General features: G+C 36.8%; 16 protein-coding genes and 2 pseudogenes. 6 read left to right on the forward strand and 12 right to left on the reverse strand.

What is annotated here, in order from left to right; all coding sequences use genetic code 11:
- Nucleotides 1-3 precede the first annotated feature (3 nt).
- A complete protein-coding gene (locus M3196_RS03950) occupies nt 4-543 on the forward strand; it encodes an RNA polymerase sigma factor (protein WP_251320933.1) in 540 nt (179 codons plus the stop codon).
- A 95-nt stretch (nt 544-638) separates the two neighbouring features.
- On the opposite strand, the gene M3196_RS03955 is transcribed toward M3196_RS03950, so the two are convergent.
- The 7 genes from M3196_RS03955 to M3196_RS03985 form a co-directional block, all read right to left on the reverse strand.
- Nucleotides 639-980, reverse strand: a complete 342-nt coding sequence (locus M3196_RS03955) for an ArdC-like ssDNA-binding domain-containing protein (RefSeq protein ID WP_251320934.1) — start codon at nt 978-980, stop codon at nt 639-641.
- 367 nt (nt 981-1,347) lie between these two features.
- Nucleotides 1,348-1,689 carry a DUF1761 domain-containing protein gene (locus tag M3196_RS03960; protein ID WP_338082925.1) on the reverse strand — a complete coding sequence of 114 codons (342 nt, stop codon included), beginning with the start codon at nt 1,687-1,689 and terminating at the stop codon, nt 1,348-1,350.
- Nucleotides 1,690-2,278: 589 nt separating this feature from the next.
- A complete protein-coding gene (locus M3196_RS03965) occupies nt 2,279-2,434 on the reverse strand; it encodes a hypothetical protein (RefSeq protein WP_251320936.1) in 156 nt (51 codons plus the stop codon).
- Between the two features lie 684 nt (nt 2,435-3,118).
- Nucleotides 3,119-4,231 carry a Ger(x)C family spore germination protein gene (locus tag M3196_RS03970; RefSeq protein ID WP_251320937.1) on the reverse strand — a complete coding sequence of 371 codons (1,113 nt, stop codon included), beginning with the start codon at nt 4,229-4,231 and terminating at the stop codon, nt 3,119-3,121.
- A gap of 1 nt (nt 4,232) precedes the next feature.
- Nucleotides 4,233-5,339: a GerAB/ArcD/ProY family transporter gene (locus M3196_RS03975; RefSeq protein ID WP_251320938.1), complete on the reverse strand. Its 1,107-nt coding sequence runs from the start codon at nt 5,337-5,339 to the stop codon at nt 4,233-4,235.
- A 13-nt stretch (nt 5,340-5,352) separates the two neighbouring features.
- On the reverse strand, nt 5,353-6,858 hold the full coding sequence (locus M3196_RS03980; RefSeq protein ID WP_251320939.1) for a spore germination protein: 1,506 nt from the start codon (nt 6,856-6,858) through the stop codon (nt 5,353-5,355).
- 485 nt (nt 6,859-7,343) lie between these two features.
- A complete protein-coding gene (locus tag M3196_RS03985) occupies nt 7,344-7,955 on the reverse strand; it encodes a CGNR zinc finger domain-containing protein (protein ID WP_251320940.1) in 612 nt (203 codons plus the stop codon).
- A gap of 119 nt (nt 7,956-8,074) precedes the next feature.
- On the opposite strand from M3196_RS03985, the gene M3196_RS03990 reads away from it, so the two are divergent.
- Nucleotides 8,075-8,548, forward strand: a complete 474-nt coding sequence (locus M3196_RS03990) for a hypothetical protein (RefSeq protein WP_251320941.1) — start codon at nt 8,075-8,077, stop codon at nt 8,546-8,548.
- A 274-nt stretch (nt 8,549-8,822) separates the two neighbouring features.
- On the opposite strand, the gene M3196_RS03995 is transcribed toward M3196_RS03990, so the two are convergent.
- Together M3196_RS03995 and ltrA are read right to left on the reverse strand one after the other, a co-directional pair.
- Entirely contained in the window at nt 8,823-8,969 is a 147-nt protein-coding gene (locus tag M3196_RS03995; protein ID WP_251320942.1) for a hypothetical protein, read from the reverse strand.
- A 178-nt stretch (nt 8,970-9,147) separates the two neighbouring features.
- Nucleotides 9,148-10,476: a group II intron reverse transcriptase/maturase gene (ltrA, locus tag M3196_RS04000; protein WP_251320943.1), complete on the reverse strand. Its 1,329-nt coding sequence runs from the start codon at nt 10,474-10,476 to the stop codon at nt 9,148-9,150.
- Between the two features lie 628 nt (nt 10,477-11,104).
- Here ltrA and M3196_RS04005 point away from each other — a divergent pair.
- Nucleotides 11,105-12,121, forward strand: coding sequence for a DUF3231 family protein (locus M3196_RS04005; RefSeq protein ID WP_251320944.1), 1,017 nt, complete (start codon nt 11,105-11,107; stop codon nt 12,119-12,121).
- Between the two features lie 150 nt (nt 12,122-12,271).
- On the opposite strand, the gene M3196_RS04010 is transcribed toward M3196_RS04005, so the two are convergent.
- Nucleotides 12,272-12,508 carry a hypothetical protein gene (locus M3196_RS04010; RefSeq protein ID WP_251320945.1) on the reverse strand — a complete coding sequence of 79 codons (237 nt, stop codon included), beginning with the start codon at nt 12,506-12,508 and terminating at the stop codon, nt 12,272-12,274.
- 538 nt (nt 12,509-13,046) lie between these two features.
- Between M3196_RS04010 and M3196_RS04015 the strand changes: the two are divergent.
- Nucleotides 13,047-14,245, forward strand: a pseudogene (locus tag M3196_RS04015) (IS110 family transposase).
- Nucleotides 14,246-14,499: 254 nt separating this feature from the next.
- Here M3196_RS04015 and M3196_RS04020 read toward each other — a convergent pair.
- Nucleotides 14,500-14,850: pseudogene (locus tag M3196_RS04020) on the reverse strand (sigma-70 family RNA polymerase sigma factor); the annotation flags it as partial.
- Nucleotides 14,851-15,022: 172 nt separating this feature from the next.
- Here M3196_RS04020 and M3196_RS04025 point away from each other — a divergent pair.
- Nucleotides 15,023-15,349: an aminotransferase yhxA gene (locus tag M3196_RS04025; protein WP_251320946.1), complete on the forward strand. Its 327-nt coding sequence runs from the start codon at nt 15,023-15,025 to the stop codon at nt 15,347-15,349.
- Between the two features lie 19 nt (nt 15,350-15,368).
- Nucleotides 15,369-15,764, forward strand: a complete 396-nt coding sequence (locus M3196_RS04030; protein WP_251320947.1) for a DUF350 domain-containing protein — start codon at nt 15,369-15,371, stop codon at nt 15,762-15,764.
- Between the two features lie 30 nt (nt 15,765-15,794).
- On the opposite strand, the gene M3196_RS04035 is transcribed toward M3196_RS04030, so the two are convergent.
- A complete protein-coding gene (locus M3196_RS04035) occupies nt 15,795-16,241 on the reverse strand; it encodes an RNA helicase (protein ID WP_276531234.1) in 447 nt (148 codons plus the stop codon).
- Between the last annotated feature and the right edge of the window lie 71 nt (nt 16,242-16,312).

Raw genomic sequence — 16,312 nt, forward strand, 5'->3', positions numbered from 1 at the left:
TTCGTGTCGACCATCAGCAATCATTTAGATCCGTTGGATTTTACGGCGATCTATCAAAAATTTTATAAGAGAGTTTATGCGATCGCGATCAAGATCAGCAGAGACGTGTTTTTGGCAGAAGATATCATTCAAGAGACATTCATGAAAGCCTTTAAAAAGATGGATACGATAATGGATTCTTCAAAGATTGGACCTTGGCTTTCAAAGATTGCTTCAAACACAGCCATTGATTTTATGAGAAGAGACAAGAAGACGAACGAAACACTTACAGATTACAACGACTTCAACAAGATAGAGAATGAATGGCTAAAAGCAGTCTATCGAGCAAAAGAGATAACACAGTTCGATGAGCAGGAAATTTCTGAAGAGATAATGAACTTAAACCCAAAAGAACGCAGTATATTTAACCTGAAGTATCAGGATGGCCTAAAAGAAGAAGAGATTGCTCATAAGCTCAACATATCACGTGCAGCTGTAAAATCAAGGTTGTATAGAGCAAGACAAAATATAAAAACTGGATTGATGAATTCCCACTTCAAATAGAAGTGGGTTTTATTTTAAGCTGTTAAGAATAAAGCATAGTGATGCTGCTTTATCGATCGGTTCATGTTCGAGGATGATGTCTTTCCGCTTACTCTCTAATCCCTCAACTTGCCCCACGATATCAAACACCCGGTAGACCGAAGATAAGGTATCTTCTCTTTCTTTCCATTCTCAGCATTTTCTTTTTCCAGCCATGTCCAAAACACAATGATATGGGACTTTGCTCCTTTTTTCACCTTTCCGCCTGCCTCGGTGATCTGCTTGAACGTCGCATACTCTCCACCTGGAAGTAAGAAGGCATTGATGCCCCGGTATGGTCTTTGTGTCTTCCAATTCACGCCTCCACCGTTCATCCAATGCCTTTGCCATGGTACTACGCCTTTTTCAAGCTCTTCGATGATCCTCTGTGTCACCATCTCGTAAACACTTTTTTTCATGTCTTTCTCCTCCTCATCAATTTTTGTCTTCCGAAGCGGATTCCTATTCCCTAAGGGAAGGATTTTCGCCCCTTTGACATGGAGATGAAAACGAGAATAGACAGAGGTCAAGGGTCCCAGCAAAAAAAATTTTAGGTGTGAGCAAAAGCGAATGAAAAGTTTTTTGCCCCTTGAACGTATGGCGAAACGGCTTATCTTGCTGCAGGTAAGGTTCGGGTGTCCTTCCTGCTGCAAGGTTAGTCCGGTTTTTCCGTTTTACGATTCGGAAGACAAAGGGCGAAATACAAAAAGGCAGCCGCACGGGCTGCCCTCCTCTATAAATTACTCCTTTTAACAGTAGAAGCATTCAATGTTCTGTAGTTATTCTTTATCTCCAACCGCCTAAGATTAACCCCATTATTGTAAATGTGATGACATGATAGCCGGCATTAATCATAAACAGTCTTATTGTTTTTCGTTCAAACAAATAGGTGATTCCCATTGCGGCCGCTACCCAAAAAAGTCCAGCCATGAACCCTGCTGAAGCACCCGTCATAGCATCTCTCTCTGGTCCTAAAAACAAAACCAAAACAAAAGATATGATTAAGGATAATATAAAGGCAACACCAAAAATTTTCGTCATATTGTTATTTTTTAGAGTTTTATCATCAAAGCCGTTTTCCGCCATCCAGACTTTTCCGCATATAACAGAATACCATAGATAGACCACCTATAAAAAATGCCGAGAGTGCTGAGACTATTACTGCTAAGTAATTAATAGATTCTATTGATTGATTTAAATCCATTCGTTTCCACCCGTTCTAATAATTTTGATAACTGCAACACTATGAATTGTGAAGAAAAAGAAAGTGTATTGTAAAGAATGGACGATCTTAACGGGATGATCTTTCCGCATTATCTTTTAATATAGTCATTTGTTTCTTCAATGTCCGTTTAATAATTCCGCGAAAAAGAATATTCATGAATTTACCAAATAAAGTTTTACTTTCTATATCCTGCACTTTTCTTTCTTGAGTAATGGCCGTCGCCTTATACAGCAATAGCACCCGTTTGCTGTATAAGAAGATGTAGGACTATCTAATCAAAATTAGCAGATAATTCCAAATTTTAATTTGAAATAAAAAAAGGTACCCAATTAGGCACCTTTTTGTTTTCAAATTTCACAGGTGTTTGTTCGTTTATATATCATCTTTTCTTTCTCTTTTTATGACTGCAATCTCCAAATCCATGGCCAGACCCATTGTCTGAACTATTGTCTGAAGCACTGTTTCTAGCTCCTGAAACCACTTGAACTCTTTCTAACCTGTTTCTACAACGTCTTCGCCATTCGTTATCATTTCGATGTTTATTCCAACTACATTTGTCACACTTATTTCTTTTTTCATGGCAGTCACACTTGTGATGTTTATGATCGTCTTTTTTGTGACAGCCACAATCATGATGTTTACAATCATCTTTCTTATGGCAACCACAAGAATGGTTGCTCGAAGAACTTTCCTTCCAACTCATAACTAAAACCCCCTTTAGTTCTCGAAGGTAAACCTTCGATTATAATATTTTATGAGATAAATTAGAAAGTGCTTGTACATATTGAATACCAGCACCCTGATAATGCTGAGTGCTGTTGCAATACTGAATATAAATGTTGAAATCATTCGTTTCCTCTGTACTTTAGTAATTTAAAATGCACTTCTTCTTTCTGAAGAAATATACCCGTTGAACAGTCTTAATTAGAAGATTGCTTAGCTTTTCTGGTGTGATAAGCAAGAACAAAAGGAATTAAGGGGAGTAGTACAAGCATTCTTAACCAATTCTCTGCCCCACCAAAATATAGACACGGTAGTTTATTTACTTGTTATCAATTTTTTCAAAAAAAAAAAGCGACTGAAATATGCCGCAACCACCGTTTTAAACTCTGTAGGTACTAATTAAGCCTATAAAATTAAAATCCTTTACTCTGCTTGTAATTCGATAAATGCTTGGTTGAAGATTCCCTTCATTTTTTCCATCTAGGTTCGTTCTTAATTAAACCATGGTTTGTGTTAAGTAAGCATAACAACATAGATGTGGATCAATATTCTTTTTGGGTATTAGAAACTTATTTTATTAAAAGAGTAGGCAGCTACCTACTCTTTTAATTACTCTGTAATACCGGTTCGAATGAGTTTGAAATCGACTGAAATACCATATTTCATGGTTCTATATTTTTGATGCCATTCCTTTCTTGTCAAGTTCGCAAATCGGACAGAACTTCTGTAAGTCTCCCCGAATCCAAAAACATCAGAATTACGCTCCTGGCAATAGGCGATTACCTTTTGTGCTTCTAGTTTTAACTTAAGACCAATAGCTTTTTCTAGCAATTGGATGTTCTTAGGGTTTTTTAGGTCGAGTTCTCCCTGTAGTTCTAATAATCTTCCTTTTACATCCAAATCGATATCAAACCGAGGTTGTGTTTTATCAACAAGTTTTACTTTTTTCGAACTCTTAATGGTATCGATGACTGTTGTTACTTTGTGTTTCTTACCTCGTATATCTTTTACTGGGAATGTGAGTTCAATACTTCCCGTACGGTACTCATCACGAATTAATTTTACAAAAAAGCTTTCATCGGGTGAGAGTTTACCGACCATCTTATCATTTCTCATGATCGCGTTGCCAGTTACGATTATAGAATTACCGCTTCGTTTGATCAACGGTAGGACCGGATCAATTCCTATGGAGTAATAACTTTGTCGAACTTCCTGGAGTGTCGAGTTTGAGATCTGTTCCCTATCCGTCAGCTGCCCGATCAGATTGAACAAATGTTGCCCGATATCAGGAATGTTTTTATAATCATGTTTTAGGAGATCTTCGGTAGCTCCTTCGACTACTCCAATATAGATAAGATCACTGATAGAAGGATCTCTAGCCAAAGTATCAGCGTAAGGTTTTATCCCTTTTTTAGAAATCTCCTCATTGTAAAGGGCTACACGTAACTGCCCTGATTGAAGCTTTTTTGATGCTTTAAGATTCGCATCTAAACGGGAACCTTTGCTGGTTTGGGCCTTACTTGCAATAACGTCAATATTCCTTGCAGCTTCGGGGTTGATCTGTAGAACAACTAAGGTCGCTTTAACCTTGTTGTCTTTTTCTAAATCATAACCTACTGTCGTGATCAGACCGATTTCTTCTAGGATTTTTTTTTCAGCACAACCACTCAGTAAAATTAAGCAAACAATCCATGGAAAAAATGATGTACACCACCTTTTCATATTAACTTGCCCCTTTTTTCAAAAGTTTCCGTTTTACCAATGCAAAAAGATATAGAATGACAGGATAGACAGTGACTACAAAGAAAGCAAACTTAGCAAAGACTCCGTTTAAAGTGTTTACTTGGTTCCGTGTAACAAAGAACTGTATACCTATTATCGTGAGTATAGAAATGCCCCAGATTGTATTTTTACTCTTGATGTTGAAAATACGTTCTATCCCCCTGCTAGCAGACCACATGTATAAAATTAAGTTTGGCAGGATGATTAACATCCAGTAAGTAATTGCAACATATTCAAATCTTTCGATAAAAGGGAGCCTGACTACTTTAAACAAAGACAAAGTCGCCCATATTGTTCTTTCCAACTGTTCACCACTAAAATAAACAGTTGAAACGACCATAAGAGACGTATAGATTAAAGTTGTAAAGACCACCCCTAGTTGAGCGAATTTTTGTACCTTCTTCTTTTCCTTCACATAGGGATAGATCGTGTATAGGATTTCATAGCCTAATACCGTGAACGTCATATGATAAGCACCTTTTAACAAACTAATCATATCCGCCTCAAACATTGGCAGCATCTGTTTCCAATTAGCATATTTCATAGGATATGCGATAAAGATTAGGAGCCATAGTGATAGGGTCACGCTAAAAAAAGCGATTCCTACGATACTTCGGATTCCTGAATTTATACCGTAAATGACAAGTAACAACATAGATGAAGATAAAAACCATAAAGGAAGTTCCGGGAAGATCCATGCTTGTATAACTTCTATATAGTTCCGCAGTACAACAAAAAAACTCATGATTAAGTAGAAAATGTAACTAACATTTAAGAGCTTTCCTATTATGAGACCAAAGAGGTCATGATGGATTCCGTATATGTCAGTTGAACTGTATAATTCTAGCGTCTTAATAATCATAAAGACGAGCAGGTTAGTCGCAACACCTGAGATGATTACTGAAATCCAAGCATCCTGATGGGCATTTTGAAAGATGATCCTTTGAAACCCTTGCACACCAACACCTATTTGAGTCGCATGAACTACAAAGAATATTAAGAATGCGTTGAAAAGATAGTGTGACTTTATTTTAAGTACCACCTCCATTATTTACACCGCCCTATTTTGTTTCATCTGGATCATATTTTTGTTCGTCCCTTGGACGCGTTAATGCAGGTCGCTTGTAAGTTAAATTAAAGGGCAAACGGACCACACTATCTGACCAATCCTTTAATCGAGGTGGATAGAATGGTGCCATGTAAGGACTCTCTAACGTAGAAAGTCGTAATAAATGGATTAATGTTAGACAGAAACCGAACATGATTCCATAAAACCCCCAAAATCCCGCTAAGAAGAGGATAGGGAACCGAATGATCCTGATCAGACTACCCATCGTATAACTTGGAGTCGTAAAAGAAGCTAACGCACCAAGAGCAACGATTATAATGAGGATGTTACTTGTAAAGCCTGCTTGAACCGCTGCAGTCCCAATAACGATACCTCCAACAATACCCATTGTCTGACCTACTTTAGTCGGCAACCTGGCACCAGCTTCTCGAAGAAGTTCAATGATAAACTCTAATAGTACAGCTTCAAAGAGTGGCGGGAAAGGAACTCTTGACCTTGATTCACCTAAGGGGACCAAAAGGGCTTGCGGGATTATTTCGTAATGAAACGTTAACGCCGCCACATATAATGCGGTAAAGAACACCGAAAGAAACATAGCCATAATTCTAAGCAATCTTACAAAGGTAGCTATTGGCCAGCGTACATTATAATCCTCTCTACTATGAAAGAACTCAAGAAAAGACATTGGACACAAGATAGCCATTGTACTCCCATCGACAATCAGGGCTATCTTCCCATTTAATAAACCATCACTAATCCGATCTGGTCTTTCTGTTAATAACATCTGGGGAAATATCGATAAATAATCATCATTGATTAATTGATTGAGTACCGCGCTGTCCAGCATACCATCGATTTTTATTTTCCTTAACTTCTTACGTAGCCGGGATATAAGTTCCTCAGAGGCTACTCCTTTTATGTATAACAATGATACGGGTGTATTCGTTCGAGTTCCGAATAAGAACAGCTCGTTACAAAGGTCAGGTGTTTTAATATATTTTCTGATAATTGATACGTTCGTTGAAAGGTTCTCATTAAACCCGATTTGTGGACCAATTACTTGAGATTCATTCTCCGGCTTGGTTATAGACCGGCTATTTTCTGAAGGAATCTTGGCTAGTATGATCTTTTTTTCCCCTTCAATGTAAACCCCTGCACTCCCCTTTAGAATGGAAAGGACCACAAATTGTATTTCATTTGACTCTTCCAAATCGCTGACGGCTAAGTTTGATACAATTTCAGGTATTGTGTATGTACGTTCTTTCTGTAACTTACCTATTATATTCTTATTTAATTCATGCTTATCAATTTGATTATCAATATAAACTAGAGTTAGATTTGAGAATTTTATAAACTTCAAATCAGAGGTGTTGTGAAATATTTGAATAAGTAATTCTTTTAACTTGATAGAATTTAGGGGAATATCGGATATGATCTGTTGTACTTTTTCAACCGGAACGTCTTTGTTAAGAAGCTTTTTGATTTCGCGCTTTTTCAATAATCCCACCTCTAAAGTTAGTTTGAACATAAAAGGTTTGATTATTCTTGTTTCAATATGATTAACTTTAGAATATTGCTTAAACACTAAAAAAATTTATGTCCTTTCAATTGGAGCATTTAAAGAAGAATGTGAAATAATTTCTTTACAACCCCGGTTTTTCTGGGAAAGCTTTTTGATGAAGAAGTATCCATTATAGGTAAGTAAGTTGAAATTGATTTAAATAACAACCCTATATAACAAAAAGTGCACTTCTCCTTATTGGAGAAATGCACCTGTTCGTTGAATACAACTATATTAGTTCATAACAGGAATACTGTCCTTTAGCCAATAAGAAAAGCTGCCTGATTTGGCAGCTGGATCACTAAGTAATACAACAGTTAATGAATAATTGTAATATAGATTATTGTTTTTCAACTGGATACCGCACTCAAAGTCTTTCTAAAAATGAACAGCACCTATCGAAGGGAAGTGACCGAGTATGGTCACTTTTCTTTTTGGTAAAATCGTCGTGCTTTGGCACGATTGCCGCAATCGGCCATTGAACACCAGCGGCGGCTCCGGTTCCGGCTCGTATCGAAGAATAACCATCCACAAGGGTCTCCCTCACATTGTTTGACTCGTTCTAGGTCGTTTTTAGAAACGAGTAAATCTACAGCAGATTGCAAAATCGGAGAGAGCATAGTGTCCAAGTTTTTCTCGGTATGCTTGAACTTCAAAGTGTAATAATCCTTTTCATGGATTACTTGCAAAGTTTGATAAAAGTGGCTCACAGATTCATTGAAACGTTCTAGGTCTGGCGGGTGGGGCGATGTTTCCTTTGAAATGGACTTAAAGATTCGATACATGACTTCCCGCATTTCGATTGCCTGCTTCAGAACAACTTCCGCTTCAGACGGTTTCTCCTCCGCTTCTAAAAGAAGAGCTTTTGCTTGTTGTCCGGTCAAAACTTCAGCATGGATGCACCAGTCGACCAATTTGACGTAACTCGTAAACCAATCCCGCCTTTTCTCACCACTTTCCCGCCAACTGACAGTATTGATGAAATCCATACACAAACGTTCTCCGACCATCATATAAGGGTTCGTTTCCGACATGATCAAAACTCCTTTACTATAACCATCATAATACATATTGACAGTTAGAAACAACTAGGTTAATCTATAACCATCTAAAGTATTTTTGATGGTTAAAAACAAATTCAGGAGGTACTGAGATGGACAATCCGATGTTGGTAGCTGTTAGAACATTGTTGAAGGAAACATTTGATGGACCTGAAGAAAACGCAAGCTGGTACACAGAAGCGAAGCCTGGTAGTGGTTTATTCGGAACGCTTGGAAAATTATCGGCAGAAGATGCTTCGATACCTGTCAATGGTACGACAACCGCCGCACAAACGGATCATACCCGTTATTACTTATGGGTTGCGAATTCCTACTTAAATGGAGAAGAACCAAGTAAGGACTGGGAAGCATCTTGGAAAATCACAAACGTTGATAAAATCACATGGGCACAATTTAATGAAGAACTTCAACAAGAATACACAACACTACTTAAAAAGATTGATTCACTTGACTCCTTAGATGAACAGACATCGAATGGTCTATTGGGAGCGATCGCTCACTCCGCCTACCATCTCGGTTCAATTCGACAGATGATCAAAGCGATCAAAGTCCCAAGCCAAACATAAGCAGTTAAAAAGCTCCAAGGAATCATCCCTTAGAGCTTTTAGCTTGCAGAGAAACCCCTTGTTTTTCTAACGGGTTTTCTTTTGGAGTACAAAGTAAAAAAACAGTATAAATCACATACTAATTAGCAGATAAAATACACTGTAATTAGATATGTGTAAAAAAAATCAAAACGACCAGATTTATTTCAGGTCGTTTTCTTATATACTTATTCCATTAAAACACCCGATTGTTGAATATTTATAATGACTAAAATGTGTTGTAATAACCTAGTATTTAATTGTTTTTTCTCTCTCGAACCAATTCTTTTAAAATACCATTCTGTTCTTTCAACTGTTCAGTAATATCTACAAGTGTCGAAAAAATTAGCCATACAAATATCCCGAAATAAACCAATGATATAACGGATATAAAGATACTCATTATTTATTCCTCTTCCTATAATAATTTTAAGTAATCTTTACTTCAATAAAAAAGTGCACTTCTCCTTCTTGAAGAAGTCGAGTAGAACGGAGCCTTTCTACCTTACGGTAATTGTACTCCATCCCCTCACAGAACCGTGCTTGCACTATTAATGCACACGGCTCCTCCTAGTCATCATTCACAGAATGTAGCTAATCTCTTTTCTTAATTCATATATATTCACTTTAATTCTTGGTGAAGGTAGTGGATGTTTATCAAGAAATAGTTTGAATTTATCCCATGTAAAGGATTTCCTTTGACTTCTTCTATTGAGCCATTTAAACAGTAAGTTCTCGATTTTGTCTTTGAAGTTGCTAACATTTAGGATATTATCAGTGATGCAATAATAGTTGTAATAACCTATAAGCGAGCGTCTAAATCTATCCATGATCATATGAATATCTTTATTCCTATTCTTCTTCAGCCATTCTTTAGACTCTTTTAATTTACCTTGGACTTTCTTTCTGCTCGATTTCCGTTTCACCCGAAATTTCCCTTGTTTACTTTTCCCACAATAGTGTGTAAAGCCTAGAAAATCAAAGGTTGCTGGTTTACTATTTCCCTTTTGCTTTTCATATTTTTCGGCAAACCGCCCGAAGGGAATAATTTTGGTTTTATCCTCGGCTATTTCCAAGTTAAATTTCTTTAATCTACATTTTAATGATTGGAAGAATTCCTGAGCTTCGTTCTGATGTTGAAAACAGCACACAAAATCATCTGCATACCTTACTATATATGCCTGTCCCTTGCATTGTTTCTTGACCTTTTTCTCAAACCATAAGTCAAGGACATAATGGAGATACACATTGGCTAATACGGGAGATATTACTCCACCTTGCGGTGTGCCATTGTCTGTTTTGTATTTCTTACCTTCCTCCATGTATCCACCTTTAAGAAACCTACCAATTATTCTTAGTAGGTTAGGGTCAGTGATTCGCAGTTTTAAGAACTCCATCATCCACTTGTGGTCAACGTTGTCAAAGAATCCTTTAATATCGACATCTACTACATAATTTACTGACCTCTTTTCAATATAGAAGTTCAGTATTTTCAAAGCATCATGGCAACTACGGTTTGGGCGGAATCCAAAGGAACAGTCTAGAAAATCATTTTCATAGATGGTATTCATTATCTTCGTAATGCCTTTTTGAACAACCTTGTCTTCATGTTCCGGTATTCCTAGTGGTCTTTTCTTGTTTGAATTGAGCTTTGGAATATACATTCTCCTTACTGGAACAGGACGATAGCTTTTGCTTTTAAGTCTTCTTACTAATTCCTCTATATTTTCTTCTAAACTTTCACTGTATTGCTCTTTAGTCGTACCTTTAATCCCGGTTGCCTTCTTGTTGGGTAATTCGTGATGACATTGAGTTAGTGCTCCATTGTTTAATAAATGTGCAAGAGATGTAAATTTCATTTTAGGATCAGACTTTGCTAATTCTGCTATCCTTAGTAGTTTTGTTTCCATTTAGTATACCTACCTCTGTGTGTAGTAAATGTGTCCCTAGTAAGGGTGATAACTGGTAGCAGCCTTTCCTCCATCGGCATTACCCAACTTCATTGGTACTACGCTGCTATCCGACTCCCTACATCGACATTTGGTTTCCTTGCTTATTATCGCTTGTACACCATACTCTTCTAAAAAAAAAAGAAAAGACCGGTAGGGTCTCCCGAGTTGCCGTATCATATCAATGTATAACGTGCCAAGGTCTCTGACTCCAGAGAGGTTTTACCCTTCTTGCCTTTAACGAAAGTTAAAATGTAGCTTTCTGCTGTGCATAAAGCATCAGCCCTCTCGACTTACAATCATTATGGAGCTCAATCCCTTCAACCAGTTGGCTTTCGGCCCGCTACCTAACTGTCTACGCTTAAAAACTAAAGTTACCTTTAGTCCTCCAAGACTCGCTACGAGCGAATGGCTAGTTCTTACTCGACGGGAATCCCACCCGTTATATGATACGACCTAGGCTCGGCCGCACATGCACCCGATTGTTTAATAAGAAATCTTATAAAATCACGCTCATAGACATAATGTATTCATAAAAGGGAATCATAAAATTGCATGCTTCGCAATAACTTCCCAGGAGGTTTACATTATGAATGAAAATAAAATTTATTTAACCTCAGCTGAAATAGCTTGTCTTTGGACTTCGTATATGAATAATTCTATGTCTACATTAATCTTAAGATTTATGCTGAAACACATTGAAGATTTAGAAATAAAAGCTGCTGTAAAATCTGCATATGATATAGCATCAAATCAGTTAGATCAATTACTTAGCATATTTGAACAGGAACAGTATGCAGTCCCTAACGGTTTTTCTGAACAAGACGTGAATATGGATGCTCCTTTTCTTTTTTCTAATGTATTCTGTTTGACATATGTAAATCATATGGCAAAAGTTGGTTTATTAGCATCTAGTGGTTTTATCTCTATGTGTATAAGAGAAGACATAAGTCATTTCTTTACCCAAGGATTAATTGATACATCCACTCTTCATAATCAAACTAATAAAATTGCCCTTTCAAAAGGTATACTTGCCAGATTTCCTTATATAGAGGTTCCTAAAGAAACCGATTATGTGGATAGTAAAAAATATTTAAGTGGATTGAATCCATTTACTAACAAACGACCATTAAACGCATTGGAAATATCTCATTTGTATATGAATATTTTAACAAATGCGATAGGTGTTAATTTATGTCTTAGTTTTGCTCAAACCTCACCATCAAAAGAAATTCAAAATTTCATGTTAAGGGGAAAGGAAATTTCCAATAAACATATAAAAATCTTTTCTTCTATTTTGCTTGAAAACGATATCGTAACACCCCGTTTACCTGATGCATGTGTTAGTAATTCAACTACCAAAACATTCTCAGATAAATTAATAATGTTCCATATAGCATTATTAAGTTCTGCTGGTACTGGGAATTATGCAACTGCTGCTGCTGCTAGCCAACGTAATGATTTAGCACTGAATTATGAACGATTATCATTCGAGATTGCCCAATACGCCAAAAGTGGAGCAGATATTATGATAAAACATCATTGGCTTGAACAGCCACCTGGAACTAAAGATAGGGAGAAGCTAGCAAAGGAGAAGAAAGGCTAACCAAAAGCTTTTCTTCTTTCTTTTTTCAACATTCTGATCCAAGTTATTAATAAAGGGCACATTTCTTATTATAGAAAGCACCCGATCGTAATATAAGGTTGCCAGAATTTCTGGTTGACCTTTTTATTGTATAATTATGGGTTTGTAATGTTATTTAGTTATTTCTTTTTTTATCCTCAGAAGAAAACCAACTGATGCTAATATTAAAAATATACCGACTATCAAAAATACATATCCTGCATTCATGGCATGTGGCCAATGGATACCTTCTTCATTTAATGAAACTCCTAAAAAATCTAATGCGATATGGTCTCCATCAAGAAGTCGGAAGCCATTTTCACGGCTTTTAAACCATAGAATAAAGTCTTTCAATACTAAAAAATTCAAAAACCGCCGCTACACCAATAACAAGAAATACATTTTGAATTAAAACCATTTTTAGATTCATTATTATTTCCTCCCTTTTTAGTTAAGAAGTCGGCTTTTTCAAAAGCATTCTCCTTCCTGAATTTGTATATAATTATAAAAATTTTAGCAATGCACTATAAATTTACAATGATATACGTATGTAATTTTTTTGACGATTAATTTATTCTGTTTCTTTTAACTAATTACTTTTTCTTATAAATGAACAAATTCAGATGTTAAAAATATATTTTTAGTTACTCCACAATCTGGCCCGTTCGTATTATAAGGTTAACCAGTTCCATCTGGTTAGCCTATTTATAGGTTATTCTTTAGGTAGCCGGGGGAGGACGTTCTGGCCCGGGGGAGCAAGATCCCGTCCGCAATACTGTCCACCCCTACTTGTAGAAACATGTTTGAGGCTGGTTGGGACCGTGATCCCTTATAAAAAGCGAAGCTATGAAACTACAAGTTATAACAGGGGCTGCCGGCTAAAACAAAAGAGGAGATGTGATAATGAATGGATCCGGTCATTGGCCTGGATGTCGCAAAAGGAAAAACCCAAGTACAAGCCTTTTTACAAAAGAAGAATCCTTACAGAAAAGCTTTACGTTTGAGCATAATGTTTTGGGGCTACACGATTTTTATCGCTTTTATCAAGAAGTTGAAAAAGTTGCAGGTCTACCTCCGGCAGTCGTTTTTGAATCGACGGGGCATTACCATGAACCTGTCTTACAGTTTTTAGAGGATAAGCAGATCATTTATTATCTCGTCAATCCGGTTCTTTCATATGAAGCAAAAAAGGCTAGTTTAAGAAAAGTCAAAACTGATGCGATTGATGCCTTTCACTTAGGTGAGCTTTATTACAAAAACGAGGACCTAAAACCTTTCCAGAAAAAGAGTATTAGGATAATGAACTTGCGAAATTTAACACGTCAACACGACTCTTTGACAGGAACCTACGTACAAACAAAGCTTCAATTTCTAACAATATTAGATCAAGTTTTTCCTGAATATAAAAAGGTTTTCGGAGCCCTATATTCGCCCACCTCATTAGCAACGTTACTCCAATATCAAACACCACAAGGTGTGAAGGAGGAAACAGTGGATCAAATCGCTGAAGTGATTCTGAAACAAGGAGCTAAACGCTCTTATAAGTGGGCAGAAGAGAAAGCCTATAAGCTAAAGGAAGCAGCCGAGAGAGACCCCTTTAAACGTAACTTATATACGAGTCATATCACTAGTCTCACCATGTACATTCAAATTCTTCTTCAATACCAAAGGCACCTATCCCAACTAATTGAAGAGATAGATGCCCTGGCAGAAGAATTTGAGGAATATGAGATTATCCGATCAATCCCCGGTATTGGTGGAAAGATTGCCGCCACAATCATCTCCGAAATTGGGGAAATCGATCAGTTCAATCACCCAAAGAAGTTGGTTGCTTACGCAGGAATTGACCCAAGCGTTTTTGAGTCAGGTAAGTTTAAGGCAACCATCAACAAAATCACAAAAAGAGGATCTACACGCCTTCGGCAAACCCTCTATACAGCTGTGCAGTGTGGAATAACGAAGAATCGCAATCCAAAACTAAGAGCTTATTACGATAAAAAGCGCGAAGAAGGAAAACCGCATAAAGTGGCTATCATTGCTTGTGCAAACAAGCTTATCCATTGGATTTATGCATTATTAAATCGTAAAGAGGTATTTAAGGTTTAAATACAGACCAATAAAATACTTTAATTACAATAACTTCAAATTCATGTTTTTGAAGTTTATTTAGTATGTTCATTATTATTGTAACATGTCGTTTTAAACTTTTTTAGGCTTATCTATTGACCTTCTATTAGCTGGTATTGTGGAATAACTTAATATGTAAGATTTGAAAATGATAAAAGTTTTTATGTGATATAATTATTTTAAGAAAAAACATAACTCCTCATCTTTTCTTCTTCCAAATTTAAACGCACTACTAATGACATTAGAATCTCGTTCTCGATACAGCGCGCAGCATAAGTTGCAAGCTTTGTACCCTTACCTCTGGAGTAACTCTCGATTGCCTTAATAAGCCCTATTGTACCAATGGAGATAAGATCTTCGGTATCTTCCCCGGTATTTTCAAACTTTTTCACGATATGAGCCACAAGCCGTAAGTTATGTTCAATCAAAAGACCTCTTGCATGTTCATCACCGTTTGCCATATCTTTTAAGTACTGCTTTTCTTCATTCTCAGACAGTGGCTGGGGAAAAGCGTTGTTTTTTACATATGATACAAAGAGCATAACTTCTTTAAAAAAATAGGCCAACACACCTACTAATGACATAACAGCACCTCCAAGACATACTTACTCCTATATCTTTATGCGAAGCTGGGCTTGGGTGTGTCTGTACATCAAAAATGACACGAAACCTTTTTATTTAATAGAACATAATAGAAATAAATGGTTTTCAAGACTTCGTATTGCAACTATAATTAGGCTTGAATGGGGTGAAAACATGAATAAAACGAAAAAACTTATTGCAGGTGTTTCATCTGCTTCTGTAGCTGTTATGCTTTCAGGCTGTAATGACAACCAGGCTCAAGAGCTTCCTCCTGAACCAACAGACACTGAGTGCCAGGATTGGGAATGGGATGAAGATGACGGTGTCTATGAATGTGATGATACAAATTCCCGTTTTTTTGGATATTATTTTTTTGGCGGAAGATATTTCAGCGGAACAAGCAGCTTATTGAAAAACTCTAAATATAAAGCTTACAAAAACAGCTCCAGCTTTAAAGGCGGAAGTACTGGATTTGGGAGCAACAAAGGTTTTGGCGGATAAAAATTAAGGAGTTGTAAAGATGAACTTATTTTTAAATTTTGCGTTATATGCGGCTACAGGCCTCGGACTTTTATTTGCAGGATTTATAATCTTTGAACTATCGACAAAAACAAAAGAACTCAAGTTGATCGGAAAAGGGAATACAGCTGCTGCGCTATCGCTTGGAGGACGGTTGTTTGGTCTTGCTTTTGTAATCGGGTCTTCAATCGCTAACTCACTGAGCATAATCGATCTTCTTATTTGGGGAGCAGTAGGAATCATCGCACAAATCCTAGCATTATTTATTGCTGAGCACTTGGCGATTCGTTCCAGTATATCGAAAGCCATTGATGCAGATAACAAAGCAGTCGGACTGTTGGTTATGTTCCTTAGCCTTTCTGTTGGATGGGTTATCGCACAATGTCTTACCTATTAAAATAAAAAGCATGCGGTTTTTGCCGCATGCTTATATTTTTTCTCCGACATACATAACGTAAACTGAACGGTCTTCATCAATTTCTGCTGAATCTCTTAAGAATTGACCTTGTCTTGGTATCTCTACTACATCTTTTAAAAGATATCTCATAACATCCCAATGGCTGTTCAATGCCTGTACATGTAATAGAGGCATATCACCTGTACTGTTGTATTGCCTGAACTCTAAAAATATACCTCGTCCCTTATAACTGGGCTCATCAGAAAAACGTCTAGCAGGACCTTTTTCTTTTACGATTAAGATCTCTTCGCTTCCTTTCATTTCATTTGATTGGAGTTCATATTCTTTGTGTCCAGTAACAAAAAATTCACATAACTGTCTCGCATATTTTTCATCATTGTGCATGTTCTCAGGTATTTTATAGGTTAAGAAAGGTTCATATCCAGCCGTTTTTTCTATGTAATAGGTTAATTCCAATATTCTCATCCCTTTTATATTTTGTTATGTTTATGATATCAGTTTACATGAATGTATGTATCGCCGGAGGT

Origin of the sequence: Fictibacillus nanhaiensis (genome assembly GCF_023715445.1) — a bacterium.
In the GTDB taxonomy this organism is placed as follows: domain Bacteria; phylum Bacillota; class Bacilli; order Bacillales; family Fictibacillaceae; genus Fictibacillus; species Fictibacillus nanhaiensis_D.